Raw genomic sequence first — 15,340 nt, 5'->3', positions numbered from 1 at the left:
CCCCTTACCGCTCCATCATATCCGCATTGCTCCGTCCCGGCGGGACGAGCGGCCAGACATTCTCGTTCGGGTCGATCTTGACGTGCATCAGGATCGGGCCGTCCGTGGCGAGCAGGCGGTCGATGCCAGCGTCGACCTCATCCGCCGTACGGACGAGGAAGCTCTCGATCCGGAAGGCCTCGCCAACTTTGGTGAACTCCGGATTATCGTCCAGGTTCACTTCGCTGAAATTGCGGTCGAAGAAGACTTCCTGCCACTGGCGCACCATGCCGAGCGCGCTATTGTCGAGCAGGACGATCTTCAGCGGGATGCCGTAGCGGTGCAGGGTCTGCAGCTCCTGAATGTTCATCATGATGGAGCCGTCGCCGCTGACCGTGATGACCGTCCGGTCCGGCGCGCCGAGTTTCGCGCCAAGGCCTGCCGGCAGCCCGAAGCCCATCGTGCCGAGCCCGCCCGAGGTGATGTGGTCCTTGGGATCGTCGAAATAGCAATGCTGCGCGACCCACATCTGGTGTTGACCGACATCGCAGGTGATGATGGCGGATTCCGGGGCGCGGCGGGACAGGTCGTGCAGCAGTTTGGGCGCGTAGACGCCCGGCGCGGCGCTGGCCTGCGCCCCGGCATAATCCCATTCATGCATGGCGCGACGGGAGTAGCAGAGCTCCCGCCAAGGCTCGATCTGGGCGCGTTCATGCGGTTCATCCCGGAAGGGATCGAGCGCAGCGAGGTTCTTCTTCAGGGACCCGTCAAGGAATACGTCGGCGTCCCGCAGTTTTGAGTTTTCCGCCGCATCGATATCCATATGGATGACACGCGCGCCGGGCGCGAATGTATCCAGCTTGCCTGTCGCGCGGTCATCAAACCGCGCCCCGGCCACGATCAGCAGATCGCATTCCTGTACGGCATAATTCGCCGCCTTGAGCCCGTGCATACCCAGCATGCCGAGATAGTGCGGGTGATCAGAGGGCAGGGAGCCCAGCCCTTTCAGGGTGGAGACGACCGGGATTTCCGTACGTTCGACCAGCCTGCGCAATTCCGCGACACCGTTTCCCTGCCCGATCCCACCACCAATATAGAAGAGCGGTTTTTCCGCCTCCCGGATCATGGCCTCGGCTCTGGCGATATCCGCGCTCTGCCCCATTTCCGGTTTGACCTTGGGATAGGGACGCCAGCGGTGGCGTTCCGTCGTCACCGCATTCGCCACATCCTTGGGCAGGTCGATCAGGACCGGGCCGGGCCGGCCTTCGCCTGCGATGAAATAGGCTTCGCGGACCATGCCGGGAATGTCCGCCGGGTCGCGCGCGATGTAGCTATGCTTCACGATGGGCATGGTGATGCCGACAATGTCGACTTCCTGGAAGGCGTCTGTGCCCATCAGGTCGGACGGGACTTGTCCGGTAATGAAGACAACCGGGACACTATCAAGGTAGGCGTCGGCGATGGCGGTGACGAGGTTCGTCGCGCCTGGCCCAGACGTCGCCAATACGGTCCCGGTCTTGCCCGTGGCGCGCGCGTAGCCGATCCCGGCCATGCCGCAGCCCTGTTCGTGACGGCACAGAATATGTCTCAGCGAAGTTCTGGGCAGCACATCATAGACCGGCATGATCGCGCCGCCCGGATAGCCGAAGATGATGTCCACGCCCTCGCGCTCGATCGCTTCCAGCAGCAATAGCGCGCCCGATTTCGACTCGCGGTCGGAATAGACTTCGGTCTGCTGTTTCGTGAATTGCGTGGCGGTGGTCATGATGAACTCCTCAGAATTCGAGAAGCTAAATCAATCCTTGATTGAAGCTCATCAGTTCGTTCTTTGAGCGTAGCAAGCGTGATCTGGGTGGCCACCATTCCAAGTGATGGACTCGGTTCGTGATCGCCACTTCTCCAAGCCGCACACGTGCTTCTTGAAACCACCAAGCCCTTTTCAGCGAAAGCGTCAGCCATTTTACTTGAACTGGAGTAAGCTTTTCTCATCAGCTCTGAGAATTGCTTTCGCTGTGACTCAAGCGATGTAAGAATTTCGTCGGTATGAATAAAATCGTCCACCCTTAATTCTTATCCTTGTCGACGATTTTGCCCGCGGCGATCCACGGCATCATATCGCGCAACTTCCCGCCGACCTGCTCGATCGAATGGGCTTCCATATTGCGGCGGCGGGCGGTCATGAGGGGGTAGCCCATCGCGCCTTCAATGATAAATTCCTTGGCGTAGCTGCCGTCCTGAATGCGTTTCAGGGCCCCACGCATGGCCGCGCGCGAGCTTTCGTTCACGACACGCTCGCCGGTGACATATTCCCCGAACTCCGCATTGTTGGAGATCGAATAATTCATATTAGCGATGCCGCCTTCATAGATCAGATCGACGATCAGCTTGGTTTCGTGCAAACATTCGAAATAGGCCAGCTCCGGCGGATAGCCCGCTTCGACCAACGTTTCGTACCCCATCTTGATCAGCTCCACGACGCCGCCGCATAGCACGGCTTGTTCGCCGAAAAGGTCGGTCTCGGTCTCGTCCTTGAAGGTCGTATAGATGATCGCTGTGCGGCCGCCGCCGATGGCGGACGCGTAGGACTTGGCCGTCTCCAGCGCCGCGCCAGCATTGGCGTCCTGCGCCACGGCGATCAGGTCGGGAATGCCGCGACCGTTCTCGAACTCGTTACGGACTGTATGGCCGGGGGCTTTGGGCGCAACCATGATCACGTCGAGATCGCGGCGGGGCACGATCTGGCCGTAATGGATGGCGAAGCCATGACCGAAAGCCAGCGTCGCGCCCTCTTTCAGGTTCGGCTCGATCTCTTCGCGGTAGATCTTGGACTGCCACTCATCGGGCGTCAGCACCATCACGATGTCTGCGCCGTCTACGGCCTCTGCCGTCGGCATGCTCTGCAAACCGTCCGCCTTGACTTTCTTGTTTGTCGCCGAGGTGGTTTTGAGGCCGACCACGACATCGACGCCGGAGTCCTTTAGATTCAGCGCATGGGCGCGACCCTGGCTGCCATAGCCTATCACGGCGACCCGCTTGCTCTTGATGATGTCGAGGTCGCAATCCGCGTCGTAGAAAACTTCGATACTCATGAGAGAGAGGTCCTAATTGAAGGGGAAAGACGTAACCGCGCCCTTTGACGCGGAGCCGACAAGGGCGGCGAATTTTGCGTAGGCACCGGCGGTGTCGCGCGGCGACGATTGGGTCCAACCATTTGCACGGGCTTTCAGGTCGGCGTCCACATTGATTGTTTGGGCTTCGACGTCGATGGTGATCAGATCACCGTCTTCCACGAAAGCAATCGGGCCGCCATGCGCAGCTTCGGGCGCGACGTGGCCGATGACAAAGCCGTAGCTGGCCCCGGAAAAGCGGCCATCCGTGATCAGGGCAACATGGTCGGCCAGATTTTGTCCCACCAGCGCCGCCGTGACGCCCAACATTTCCCTCATGCCCGGACCGCCGCGCGGACCCTCATTGCGAATGATGACGACATCGCCCCTGTGGATGCCGTTGTTCTGAACGACCTCAAAGCAGGCTTCCTCGCTCTCGAAGACGCGCGCGCGGCCTTCAAAATGCAGCGCGCCGTGGCCTGCCAGTTTCACGACACAGCCTTCAGGCGCGAGGTCACCATAGAGAATGCCGTAGCCGCCACGTGCCTTCACCGGGTCATCAAACGTGCGGACGACGTCCTGTCCGTCCGCTTCCGTTGCGGCGGCGATTTCGGCGAAGAGCGACAGACCCGTCACCGTTTCCTGATCCTTGATCCGTCCATCGGCGACAAGGCGTTGCCCGATCAGTCCGGAGCCGCCCGCTTCGTACAGGTCATAGGCCATGTAGCGTCCGCCTGGTTTCAGATCGCCAATCACCGGGGTCGTGCGGCTGACATGGTCGAAGGCGTCAATTTCGAAATCCGCGATGCCTGCTTCCGTCGCGATAGCGAGGAGGTGCAGGATCGCGTTGGTCGAGGCTGCCGTGGCGCTGAGCGCGATAGCCGCGTTCATTAAGCTATCCTTTGTAATCATGTCCCGCGGCAGGCGGTTTTCGTTCACGCAGTCCACGACGCACATGCCCGCGTCATAGGCGGCGCGTGTCTTGTCCTCGTGGACGGCGGGAATGTCGTTCGTGCCCATCGGAGAGAGGCCGAGGAAGGTCATCGCCATCGCCATGCTATTGGCCGTGAACTGCCCGCCGCACGCGCCCGCGCCGGGGCAGGCGGCCTTTTCGATGTCCTTTAGCTCATCCTCGTCGATGATCCCCGCCGCGCAGGCACCGACCGCTTCGAACACGTCCTGGACCGACAGGTCCTTGCCCTTGTAATGGCCGGGCATGATCGACCCGCCATAGAGAACGACGCCCGGCACATTCATGCGCGCCAGCGCCATGCCCGCCGCCGGAATGGTCTTGTCGCAGCCGACCAGAATGATGACACCGTCTAACGAGTGGCCGCGCACGGCGAGCTCAATAGAGTCGCAAATGACTTCGCGGCTCATGAGCGAAGCGCGCATGCCGTCGCTTCCCATGGTGATGCCGTCACTGACCGCGATGGAGTTGAAATCGACAGGCGTGCCGCCCGCTGCGCGGATGCCTGCCCGGACCGGTACGGCCAGCTGGTCCAGATGCATGTTGCATGGCCCCATGTTCGTCCAGGTATTGAACACGGCGATGATCGGGCCCTCGAAGCTCTTATCCGTCATGCCGGAGGCGCGCAGCATGGCTCGTGCCGCAGACCGGTCCCGTCCGGTGACAATCGCGTCGCTTCTTTTGCCCTTAGGCTGGCTCATCGTCTCATTCCCTGCCACAATCGTGGCTGTTTCACTTTATCCATCCCACCGGGACGAAGATGCCTGCCTCGCAGGACTTGACGCGATGCTGACACAAAAAAACCCGCCTCGGACTGGGCGGGTTCGGTCAGGCTTTGAAATTCACCGACTACCCGCTCATGGCGACAATAAGAAGCACGACTAGACCTACAATCAGGACAAGCTCGACAGACGCAGTCGTCGTACGGCTCTCGACCTTCGCTTTGGGCTCATGATCACGAAACGGGTTCATATCGCCCTTAAACCGTAAACGACCCCATGGCTCAAGAGGATAATTTCCCGCCACATTGCGAAATTCTGCGGACAGCCTGTAATCCTGTGCCCTCAAATCGAGGATTAGAGGGCAAGAGCTGCCTCGAGTGCGTTAACCAGGTCTGTTGCGTCCTCGACGCCGGTCGAAATCCGGATGAGGGTTTCATCCAACCCCGCAGCAAGACGCGCATCCGGATCCATGCCCCGATGGGTCATGGTGGCGGGTTGGCAGATCAGGCTTTCCGTCCCTCCGAGCGATGCCGCAAGGCGAAAGATGTTAATCCGTTTCAGAACGTCCGCGGCCATTGCCGCTGTCTCCATCCGGAAAGACAGCATCGCGCCGGGACCGGATTGTTGCGCTCGCGCCAGACCGGCATCGGGGTAAAATACTTCGCGGATGCGGTCGTGCCCGCGCAGCAAAGCGACCAGTTGGCCCGCATTCGCTTCAGCCGCATTGACGCGGAGGGCCAGCGTACGCAGGCCCCGCAATGTCTGGTAACTGTCAAAAGGCGATCCGGTCAGCCCTGCCGCATTGGCCCACCAGGCAAGCTGTTCATGCAGGGTTTCCGTTTTCGCGACCACGACCCCGCCAACCACATCGCTATGACCGTTGAGATATTTCGTCGTCGATTGCAGCGCCATGTCCGCGCCGAGACTGAGCGGTTGCTGACGTAAAGGCGACAGAAACGTGTTGTCGACGACGGATAGCGCGCCCGCATGTCGTGCCGCATCGCAGGCGGCTCTGACGTCTGTCAGGCGCATCAGCGGGTTGCTGGGTGTTTCCAGAAACACCATGGCCGTTTCGTCCGTCACGGACTGGCGGACTTGTTCAATGTCGCCCTGATCGATGAAGTCGCAACGTATCTGCCCCTGCTCGTGCCGTGCGCTCAGCAGGCGATGCGTGCCGCCATAGCAATCATGCGGGGCGATGACATGCGCTCCAACCGGCAGCAGGTTCAGCACCAGATCGATGGCGGCCATGCCACTGCTCGTCACGACAGCGCCGGTCCCGCCGTCCAGTTCAGCCAGCGCGTCCGCCAACAGGTCGCGGTTCGGATTATTCGTCCGACCGTAATCATAGGGCCCTTTCGATTCCACATCCGCTTCGGGCCAGACATAGGTGGAGGACATGTAAAGCGGTGGCACGACAGCCCCAAAAGCCGGGTCCCAGCCAATGCCGGACTGGACGAGTTTGGTGGTCGGTGATGTCATGCGATCGCCTCCTGCATGAAGGCCGTTATTCTAGGCTCCATCGCGTCATATTCTTTCAAAAACGCATCATGGCCGAACAGGGAGGTGAAGGTGAACAACTCGCTGTCGCCCGACAGCCGGTCACGCAACTCACGCAAGATCGGCAAGGGGGCGAGTTGATCGGAAATGGCGCTCATCAGCAGCGTCGGTGTGCCGATAGTCTCGGGTTCGACCCGGTGCAGATCGATGGATTCCGACAGGGCCAGAAAGCGCTTGGCATCCATCCGTCCGGCAAATGCATGACCCCGGCTTTCCAGATAGTCGCAAATGTCGAACCGGGCGGGATCGGTTGCGCTCTCGTCAGGCCGGAACCGGTCGGCAAATTCCTCTGGCGTGCGGTAGGTCGTCATGGCCAACTCGCGTGCGAGTTTCAGCCCCGTTTCGGGTCGCCCGGCATCAAGCCCCAGCCGGACAATGCGCCGCTGTATGCCGCGCCAGCCGACCCCGATCGGATAAGGCTTATGCGCGGCCCCGATAATGCAGAGTTGCTGCACGGCATCCGGATAATCGCGGGCGAAAGCGAGGGCGCACATGCCGCCATAGGAGCTGCCGATAAAAGCGTGGGCCGGGCCGAGGCCATGATCGGTCAGCAACGCCTTCAGCCGCCGCGCCTGATCGCCGGTTGTCAGCGTGTCCGGGCAATCCAGCCCGTCCGCACTGGGCGCGAAATCAAGGCCGAGGACGCGAACATGGTCCAGGTCGATCGCGCCGCCCGCGCGCACCAGGCGTGACCACCAGCCCCGCTTGCCCGAGCCCTGGTGGCCCGAAGGATCATCGGCGACGAAGCGGGTAGCGGAAATCCCGCCGAGGACAATGACAAGCGGTCCGGTCTCTGGCCCGTAGAGGCGACCTTGCACGATATCGCTGCGCATCATGCAGCCGCGCTCCAGCGTCCAGTCGCCCAGCTTGGTTTCGATGTCGCGACCCTGCACGGTCCACCTCTTGATCGTGGGCCAAGACGCGCGCACTCATGGAAGGGGAGGGGCAGCCATCGGTAAAGACAGCGTTCTCTCTCATCTTCCGGGAAACCCGCAGGACTTGGCACCTGTTGCGGGTTCCCCCGCCGGTTGCCCCGGCAATCTCTCCCAAATGAATGGGGGGCGGGCCTTGTCCCTCCTGCCGGTCTTGATGAGTGTGTGCGCTATGGAGGGTGCGAGTGCGAGCGTCAACCCGATGTCGGCGCGCCCTTGTCCCAGATGATGGCCATGAAGACGCCCTTCATCGGCTGCAGGAGCGTGATGCAAAGCAGGGCGAGTAGCAGACTGATGCCCGTCACCGAGGCCCAGATCGGCCAGTCTTCTTTGAAGACCACCCAGTGAAAGGCCGGAGCAACCAGATGCCCGGCAACCAGCATGGAGGCCCAGGCCGGGCCATCATCGGCGCGCACATCGCCCCAATTCACGCCGCAGGACGGGCAGTGCTCGACGGGTTTGAGGAAGCGGCGGAACAGTTTCGCCTCGCCGCAGCTGGGACACTGCATTTTCAGCCCACGGATAAGCTTGGGTCGCAACGGCCCCGTGGGTTGCGGGCCTGAGAATTTCTGTCCGTCGATCATGCCAGTTAGATAAGCGTCCCGGCTCAAGCTGCCAACAGGTCTGCAACAGCTTTCAAATCCGCGACCATCTCCTGATAGGCCTTGGGCGCATCCTCGTAGCGCTGGACGCGCAATATGTAGGCGGGGTGCGACGTGACGAAGAAGGGCAGGCCGTCCGCGCGGGTCATCGGACGGCCCCTGACCTCACTGATCTTGACAGGCTTGCCATTAACGGCTCGGGCCGCAGATCCGCCGAGACAGAGAACAAGCTGCGGTTTGATCATTGCGATCTCCTGTTCCAGCCAGGCATTACAGGCGCGGATTTCGGCGATCGTCGGATTCCTGTGAATCCGGCGCTGGCCCCGGACCTCATATTTGAAATGTTTGACCGCATTAGTGACATAGACCTGTTCACGCGACAGGCCAGCATCCGTCAGAGCTTGTGTCAGAAGCTGACCAGCCGGGCCGATAAAAGGCTGGCCCGCCAGATCTTCCTGATCGCCGGGCTGTTCGCCGATGATCATCAGGGCCGCATCCTTTGGTCCCACCCCGGCAACGCCCTGGGTCGCGCCTTGCCACAGATCGCAGCGCCGACAGGCTTCGACCTGTTTCCAGAGTGCAGGAATATCCTGCGGGGTCTGATCGGGTATAACCCGACGTGGTTGATAGGTCGCTTTCGCGGCCAGCGGGTTCGGCGCAGCGTTCAAACTCCGGATTAAGTTGCGCTCCCGTCCTTTTGCCGTCTTGATCAAATCAGGGATCAACGCAGCTTCCGGCAGGTTCCGCCAGTATTTCTTCGGCATTTCCGCTGTCATGGCACCGACTTTCAGCCGTGCCGGATTGAAAATCGACGCGAAATAGGTCTTCCATTGATCTTCGACACAGTCTTCTTCAGGTACATCGTCGCGCGTTCCGCCGGGGGCGAAACATAAGCTTTCGCCATTCCAGATGGCTGTGCGGTAAGGCGTGACAATCGCCCAGTCCATATTGGGAAAACGGCGGGTGAAGAAGCCGCTCGCAAGATCGACGATGAAATGGCTGGGTTCGAACCAGGCCATGAACTGTTCGCGGCCCTGATCCGTATCTCCCACTTTACGAAAGCGTACGAAAGCATGCATTTTATGCCGGTCGCGCCGGATCGCCTTATCGGCATCGATTAGCCAGCGCACGTCGTCATCGACCGTGTTGCGCATCAGGCTGGGCGTGTCCTGCAGTCGCCAGAGCAGCTGGTATAAACGGTCGTATCGGTCTGGATCATTATGGCAGGCGACGCGGGCCGCACGGTCCATGAAGTCTTCGGATGCAATTACCTTGCGGCGGACTTGTGGCAGGTCCGTCACGCCGAAATCCAGGAGCGTGTTATCGCGGTCCGGCGGAATGAAGCGGATCTGGGACGGGTGGACCTTTGCACTGCAAAGAGCGCGGGCCTGCACTCGCCAGCCTTCGAAATCGGCGTGCTGTTGCAGCGAAATTCGATGCATGGGTCAGACGGCCAGGGCCAATTGTTCGGGAGGCGGCGCGAAGCGTGCGCGGAGATTGTCTGTATCGAGCAATCCGCCGGGCTGATAATCCGCTGTCTGGATAAATGGCATCGCCTTTTTCGCTGTCTTGGTCAGCTTGATCAGATCCGCCAACCGGATGGATGTCATGCGTCGAGCTTCGATCAGCCGGTCGACCGTCTTTGCGCCAAGACCGGGAATGCGCAGCAATAGGTGACGCGGGGCACGGTTCACATCGATCGGAAACTGGCTGCGGTGGCGCAAGGCCCATGCCAGTTTGGGATCGATATCGAGATCCAGCATTCCGTTCGTCGTCGAGGCGTCGATTTCCGAGCGTTCGAACTGATAGAATTGCAACAGCCAGTCCGCCTGATAAAGTCGATGTTCACGCATGAGCGGTGGTTTCACGGGCGGAAGATCAAGGCTCGCGTCCTGCATCGGGGAAAAAGCCGAGTAATAGACCCGCCGCAAGCCATAGCCGGAATAGAGTTCGGTCGAAGTTTTCAGAATATCCGTATCCGTGCTGGCATCCGCCCCAATGATCATCTGCGTACTTTGCCCACCCGGCGCAAAGACGGGGGGCTTGGCCTTGCGTATCAAACGGTTTGCCTGCGCATCACGCGCATCGTCGAGGCGAAGTTTGACCCCCGCCATAGCTTTACGAATGACAGGCTGGGACTTTTCAGGGGCAAAATGCTCAAGGGAGCTTTCCTTTGGCAATTCCACATTGATGGAAACGCGATCAGCCAATTCCCCAGCGCGCGCGATCAGGAGCGGATCGGCCTCAGGGATGGTTTTCAAGTGAATATAGCCGCGAAACTGATGCTCCTCGCGCAATGTGCGCGCCACATCGACGATCTGCTCCATCGTGTAATCGGGCGACTGGATGATGCCTGACGACAGGAATAGCCCTTCAATATAGTTGCGCTTGTAGAAATCGAGGGTGAGCTGAACGACCTCACTGACGGAAAAGCGGGCTCTATCGACATTGGAGGAGACCCGATTGACGCAATAGCGACAGTCGAAAATGCAGAAATTGGTCAGCAGTACTTTCAGCAGGCTGATACAGCGCCCATCGGGTGCATAAGCATGACAAATGCCCATGCCTTCGGTCGATCCCAGGCCCTGTTTCGGACCATTCTGGCCCATAGAACTGCGGGTTGCCGTGCCCGAACTGGCGCAGGATGCATCATATTTTGCAGCGTCTGCCAGAATGGCAAGTTTGTCTATCAGAGATCTTGCGGCCATTCCGTGTTTTGGAACAAAGAAAGAACATACTCAAGCGGCAAGATCATAACATTGTGGCGCGCGCACTGAATGCGGCTATGTCAGCGCTGATTTTCCGTAACGATACGGACTTGGCTACCATGCAGGCGGACATATTTGATGGGAATTCGCCGACCGTCAGATAGTTCGATCATGGCGACCTTCTGTATATCGGGGTCAACCAGCATGTCTTTTACGGTACCGAGATCGCCATCCGGTCCCGTAACGGTCCGCCCGCGCAGGTCTTGGCTCTCATCCTGCAGATAATAATCGGAAACAGGTTCGTAATGTCCGGTGCTCGGCATGACGCGCATCCCCGTCTCACGCAGAGACGTGATCCGTTGGATAGGTGAATCGGAAGAAGTTTCCATAAGTCAGGAACTCGCCGGAGAGTGTCCGGTTCCATCAGGCAAACGGTTCAGATGCCATTTATGTGACCGGCATTAGCTTCACATGGGAACGAAACAGGGTTAATAGCCGTTATGATTCCGAATGAGTGTTTTTAATCGCGAGGAGGAAACTATGAAAACGTTTATCGCAACCGCTACGGGGCTTCTCGTTGCCACAGGATTTGCCGCAACTGCACAAGCAGGTGGCATGGTCGATAAAAGCAAGACCGAAGCCAAGGCGGACACGCAGGTCGTTCAGACGATCGATGCCGATGGTCAAGTCGGGCAGCTAACGATTTTCGAAGTCGATACGAATGATCGCACAACGGCTGTTCTGGGGGCTTTCGAGCAACAGAACACGGATGCCTATATCGTCGCCGACAATGAGGGTGATCTCTATATCAACCATCTGATCCCGATTTCCGAACTGCCGGATCCCTATCTGGATGTTGACACTGAGGAGACATACACGATCGAGTATAAAGGTATGACCTTTACCAACAGGATCGTCGAGCAGGACTAGGCTGAAACACTGCTTTGATTGAATAACGGGCTTCCATTGCGGGAGCCCGTTTTTTTTTGCCTCGATTTTCGTTAGGACAATAGGATGCCCAACACACCTCATAAAGACGCCTGGACCCCCGCTGACCCTGACGACGCCCCGTCACACCAGGAGCAGCAGGACGCTCTGCTGGAACGCCACGCGCAGGAACAGCTCCGACTGGAGCGGATCGAACGGATGGCCCAGACCATGGACGCGGCCTTTACGATTCCGGGAACCAGCATTCCGCTGGGGGTCGACACACTTGTCGGTCTTGTTCCCGGGATTGGCGATACGCTCAGCCTTGGCATCGCCGGCTATATCGCGTCTCAGGGGTTGAGCCTGGGGGCGCGCAAGCGCCATATGACCCAGATGGCCAGTAATATATTCATTGACTGGCTGATCGGTCTTGTGCCGGTGATCGGGGATCTGTTCGACATTGGCTGGCGCGGCAATCTGCGCAATGCGGCCTTGCTGCGACGTCTGACGGAAAAGCGGTGGGAAGAAGAAAGACTGGCCGCCGGGATCATCGATCTCTGACCATCAGATCAGTAGCGACCCGGGCGGTCCAACAGGGGTGATGGGTAAGAGTAAGAAGCTGAAACGGCTCATCATTTAGAAGATCATAAAAAAAACCTGCCATCCGGGGATGGCAGGTTTGTCGTTTGTGGCGACTGAATAAGTCGCAGAGCTTTAGTTTTGCTCTGGCTCCATCTCGACGTCGAGATCGGCGTCGACATCAACATCGACATCGATGTTGTCGGCCAGATCATCAGCCTCTTCGCCTTCCTGTGGCGGCGTAATATCGATTGTTGGAACGGAGACAGTGACTTCTTCCGAACCGAGGTCGACATCAGCAACGTCGACATCAATGGCGGGCATCTGGCCACCTTCAACGCTGACTTCCGGCAGTTCTGCCGTCTGTGTCAGATCAACGTCCGTGAGATAGATGACAGCCGCACCGAGTGCGAGCAGTGCAACACCACCGATGATCCAGCCCATTGGGCTTTTGCGGCTTGTGTCTTCAGTGTGATAGACTTTTTTGTCGTTGTCGTAATTAGTCATGATTGGTTTCCTTAGATTGGGGAGTGGGATTTGGCTGCGCAGCTCGGTTTAAGAGATGCGCTTATTGGCCTTGGGTCCGATGAAGAACCACAGGATCAGTCCGATGACGTTGAAGAGCAGCAGACCAATGGTCCAGAGGACCTTTGCTGTTGTCGACTCTCCGGACTGCCAGACATTGATGATAGCCCAGATAACGAGGACAAGGATAATGAGACCTAGCAGGTACTCCATCGATCGTTCCTTTCAGTAGCCAAGGCCGAATTGCCTTGCCCCTACACAACGATCACCCCGCATCCGCGTTCCCAAAAAACTGCACGAAAATTAATCCGGATATAGTTTCTGGCACTTCCGGCTGACACGATGTCGCATCCTGGGAACGTCTTTATCGCTGCGAACGCTGATTGCTTACGGAGCCGCACGACGTGCGCTTTAGAAAGGAAAGCTATGGCCGCGTTGCCACATATGCTGCGATATTCCAGCCAGGATGAGCCGGGCCTGACACGGGTTCGTCGCGGGCGCGGATTTTCCTACCATGATGCGGAGGGCAACAGGATCGCGGACCCTGACATACTAACCAGGATCCGATCGCTGGGTCTGCCGCCAGCCTATAAGGATGTGTGGATCTGTGCCGATGCGCAGGGTCATCTGCAGGCGGCTGGGACGGATGCGCGCGGGCGTCGACAATATCGCTATCATACAGAATGGCGCGCTTTCCGCGATGCACGAAAATTCGAACAGTTGGACCCGTTCGGCCGTAAACTCCCGCGGCTACGCGAGAGGGTTGATCAGGATCTTCGACGAAACCGGCCGGATCGGGACCAGGTCTGTGCCGCGCTGGTGCGTCTGATCGATCGGACTGCATTACGCGTTGGGTCGGAACGCTATGCGCGTGACAACAGCACTTATGGAGCCACCACACTTCGATCACGCCATCTGCAGCTCGAGAAAGATCGTCTGCGACTGTCTTTCACTGCCAAGGGGCGCGAGCGGGTAAGAAAACAGATGAAAGATCAAACACTGGCGCGCGTGATCGAACGCCTCGACGACCTGCCCGGAGCGCGGATTTTTTCCTACCTCGGTGATGACGGGAGCTGTCAGCCCGTTCTGTCGGATGACGTTAATCGCTACATTGCGGAGGCGACGGGGGAAAGCGGCATGACGGCCAAGACATTTCGGACCTGGCACGGGACCCTCGCAGCCTTGGAGAAGGCTGTCACCACAACGGACGGATTGACGATTAAAAACTTGAGTGAGGCTGCGGCGCAACGCCTGCACAATAGTCCTGCCATTGCGCGGAGCAGCTATATTCACCCGGCTGTGATCGCCCTGACGGAGATGGATGACGCGGAGCGGAAGGCCCGGCTTGATGGTCTGGACCTGCGTCGCGCGCCCAATCGATCACCAACTCAAGAAAAACGTCTATTGTCATTGCTGTCGCAAGGATCAGAATGTGAAGGCTGACGGGCGAATTTGGAACTTCGTCGGCATCAGAGCCGTTATCTCTGTAACGAATCTTATTCAATCACAGTCTATCTGAAAGGCTCCTAATGTTCCGCTTCCTGATCCGCACCATCGTTGCCGCAGCCCTGTCCTTTGCCGTCAAACAATATCTCGAAGGCGAAGTGAACGAATTGGGTCGAAAAAACCTGAGCCGCTAACCGGGTTCTGCACTCTCGTGAATAGCCCGCCTAACGGCGGGTTTTTTAATGGCGCAACGAGGTCTAGCCGCGCGATGACCAAGTCACATCCACGCCATGGAGAGGCACGGTCGCAATGCTCATCTTGGCCGATCCGTCAACGATCCGGCGCGAATAGACCAGATAGACAAGTGTGTCGGCATCAGCATCATATATGCGCCGAACCGTCAGTTTCTTGAAAATGATGGACTGGCTTTGGCGGAAGACTTCTTCGCCTTTGCGTCTTGTCTCGATATCGCCAATGATGATCGGGCCGGTGACGCCGCAATCAATAGATCCGTTGGACGGATTTTCGAACCAGTCACCCTTGCGCAGCCTGTCAATCACGCCGCGATCAAAATGGGCCATATGACAGACGACGCCTTGGACCTTCTCATCTTGCAGCGACTCGATCTTGATCTCGTTTCCGGTCCAGTCATTGTTGATTTCGGCGACTTCGGATCCCTGTCCGCCACAGGCTGTCAGCATGGCTGCAGCCAGACTGACGATGGTCAGCTGTGCTGCGCGGGCGCGGCGACTTGATTTGTAGCTTGTCATCACGAGGTAAGGCCATCTTAAGAATGCTTAAGAGGTAGTTACGCGTGTCAGGTCTGAAGGGTTCCTGAAAAGCGAAAGTTTTTTCGGAACAGATTAGCAAGTTGCTACGTTGTGTTGGTGGAAGGCCGTAATGAATGACGTGAAAGACAGATCGAAAAGGGTCATCATCGTTGAAGATGATGCTCTGATTGCACTCGACATCGAGGATATTCTCCTCGGCGCGGGGCTTGACGTTATTGGCTGTTTCCACACTGTTTCAGCAGCTATGGATCAGATCGATCGCGATGTGCCGGATCTGGCGCTGCTCGATTACAATCTCGGCAGCGAGACCTCGATCCCGATTGCGGAGCGTCTGAAGGAACTCAATGTCCCATTCCTTTTCATCTCCGGCCAGACACAACGTGTTGTCCTGTCCGACATGAAAACGACCCATAAAGTTATCGGCAAGCCGTTTCAGCCGAAGCGGCTGGTCTCAGAAGTCATCAGCATGACATCTGAGCGCTAGACGCGCCG

General features: G+C 58.4%; 17 protein-coding genes and 1 riboswitch. Of the genes, 4 read left to right on the top strand and 13 right to left on the bottom strand.

Annotated elements, in window-relative coordinates:
• Nucleotides 1-4: 4 nt before the first annotated feature.
• The 10 genes from ilvG to AB6B39_RS14820 all read right to left on the bottom strand — a co-directional run bounded on the left by ilvG (nt 5) and on the right by AB6B39_RS14820 (nt 10,903).
• Nucleotides 5-1,744, bottom strand: coding sequence for an acetolactate synthase 2 catalytic subunit (gene ilvG / locus AB6B39_RS14865; RefSeq protein ID WP_284372392.1), 1,740 nt, complete (start codon nt 1,742-1,744; stop codon nt 5-7).
• Entirely contained in the window at nt 1,741-2,040 is a 300-nt protein-coding gene (locus AB6B39_RS14860; RefSeq protein WP_284372395.1) for a hypothetical protein, read from the bottom strand. The genes ilvG and AB6B39_RS14860 overlap by 4 nt, the downstream gene beginning before the upstream one ends.
• Before the next feature lie 2 nt (nt 2,041-2,042).
• A complete protein-coding gene (gene ilvC / locus AB6B39_RS14855) occupies nt 2,043-3,062 on the bottom strand; it encodes a ketol-acid reductoisomerase (protein ID WP_348520186.1) in 1,020 nt (339 codons plus the stop codon).
• Between the two features lie 18 nt (nt 3,063-3,080).
• On the bottom strand, nt 3,081-4,757 hold the full coding sequence (locus AB6B39_RS14850) for a dihydroxy-acid dehydratase (RefSeq protein ID WP_284372399.1): 1,677 nt from the start codon (nt 4,755-4,757) through the stop codon (nt 3,081-3,083).
• Nucleotides 4,758-5,132: 375 nt separating this feature from the next.
• Nucleotides 5,133-6,260 carry a trans-sulfuration enzyme family protein gene (locus AB6B39_RS14845; RefSeq protein WP_284372401.1) on the bottom strand — a complete coding sequence of 376 codons (1,128 nt, stop codon included), beginning with the start codon at nt 6,258-6,260 and terminating at the stop codon, nt 5,133-5,135.
• The gene (metX, locus tag AB6B39_RS14840; RefSeq protein ID WP_371398649.1) at nt 6,257-7,231 is read right to left on the bottom strand and encodes a homoserine O-succinyltransferase MetX; all 975 of its coding nucleotides are present in this window, start codon (nt 7,229-7,231) and stop codon (nt 6,257-6,259) included. The genes AB6B39_RS14845 and metX overlap by 4 nt, the downstream gene beginning before the upstream one ends.
• A gap of 78 nt (nt 7,232-7,309) precedes the next feature.
• Nucleotides 7,310-7,434: riboswitch (SAM riboswitch) on the bottom strand.
• Nucleotides 7,435-7,464: 30 nt separating this feature from the next.
• Nucleotides 7,465-7,854 carry a DUF983 domain-containing protein gene (locus tag AB6B39_RS14835; RefSeq protein ID WP_371398648.1) on the bottom strand — a complete coding sequence of 130 codons (390 nt, stop codon included), beginning with the start codon at nt 7,852-7,854 and terminating at the stop codon, nt 7,465-7,467.
• A 23-nt stretch (nt 7,855-7,877) separates the two neighbouring features.
• Nucleotides 7,878-9,314, bottom strand: a complete 1,437-nt coding sequence (locus AB6B39_RS14830; protein WP_284372407.1) for a UdgX family uracil-DNA binding protein — start codon at nt 9,312-9,314, stop codon at nt 7,878-7,880.
• Nucleotides 9,315-9,317: 3 nt separating this feature from the next.
• Nucleotides 9,318-10,580: a putative DNA modification/repair radical SAM protein gene (locus AB6B39_RS14825; RefSeq protein ID WP_371398647.1), complete on the bottom strand. Its 1,263-nt coding sequence runs from the start codon at nt 10,578-10,580 to the stop codon at nt 9,318-9,320.
• Between the two features lie 80 nt (nt 10,581-10,660).
• Nucleotides 10,661-10,903, bottom strand: coding sequence for a PRC-barrel domain-containing protein (locus AB6B39_RS14820; protein ID WP_284372411.1), 243 nt, complete (start codon nt 10,901-10,903; stop codon nt 10,661-10,663).
• A gap of 217 nt (nt 10,904-11,120) precedes the next feature.
• Between AB6B39_RS14820 and AB6B39_RS14815 the strand changes: the two genes are divergently transcribed.
• A complete protein-coding gene (locus AB6B39_RS14815; protein WP_284372412.1) occupies nt 11,121-11,510 on the top strand; it encodes a hypothetical protein in 390 nt (129 codons plus the stop codon).
• Between the two features lie 84 nt (nt 11,511-11,594).
• Nucleotides 11,595-12,068 (top strand): DUF4112 domain-containing protein, encoded by a 474-nt coding sequence (locus AB6B39_RS14810; RefSeq protein ID WP_284372414.1) that lies wholly within the window; start codon nt 11,595-11,597, stop codon nt 12,066-12,068.
• Between the two features lie 153 nt (nt 12,069-12,221).
• Here AB6B39_RS14810 and AB6B39_RS14805 read toward each other — a convergent pair whose 3' ends face one another.
• Nucleotides 12,222-12,593 (bottom strand): hypothetical protein, encoded by a 372-nt coding sequence (locus AB6B39_RS14805; protein ID WP_284372416.1) that lies wholly within the window; start codon nt 12,591-12,593, stop codon nt 12,222-12,224.
• Between the two features lie 48 nt (nt 12,594-12,641).
• Nucleotides 12,642-12,824, bottom strand: coding sequence for a PLD nuclease N-terminal domain-containing protein (locus AB6B39_RS14800; RefSeq protein WP_284372418.1), 183 nt, complete (start codon nt 12,822-12,824; stop codon nt 12,642-12,644).
• 213 nt (nt 12,825-13,037) lie between these two features.
• Here AB6B39_RS14800 and AB6B39_RS14795 point away from each other — a divergent pair, with 213 nt between their 5' ends.
• Complete coding sequence (locus tag AB6B39_RS14795; RefSeq protein ID WP_284372420.1) at nt 13,038-14,054, top strand: DNA topoisomerase IB; 1,017 nt, start codon at nt 13,038-13,040, stop codon at nt 14,052-14,054.
• Between the two features lie 260 nt (nt 14,055-14,314).
• On the opposite strand, the gene AB6B39_RS14790 is transcribed toward AB6B39_RS14795, so the two are convergent.
• Nucleotides 14,315-14,827, bottom strand: a complete 513-nt coding sequence (locus tag AB6B39_RS14790) for a CreA family protein (protein ID WP_284372421.1) — start codon at nt 14,825-14,827, stop codon at nt 14,315-14,317.
• A 130-nt stretch (nt 14,828-14,957) separates the two neighbouring features.
• Here AB6B39_RS14790 and AB6B39_RS14785 point away from each other — a divergent pair, with 130 nt between their 5' ends.
• Nucleotides 14,958-15,332: a response regulator gene (locus AB6B39_RS14785; RefSeq protein ID WP_284372423.1), complete on the top strand. Its 375-nt coding sequence runs from the start codon at nt 14,958-14,960 to the stop codon at nt 15,330-15,332.
• The last annotated feature ends 8 nt before the right edge of the window (nt 15,333-15,340 follow it).

The sequence above is a fragment of the Algimonas porphyrae genome, from assembly GCF_041429795.1.
Taxonomy (GTDB): Bacteria; Pseudomonadota; Alphaproteobacteria; order Caulobacterales; family Maricaulaceae; genus Litorimonas; species Litorimonas porphyrae.
This window is presented reverse-complemented; position numbering and strand designations above follow the sequence as displayed.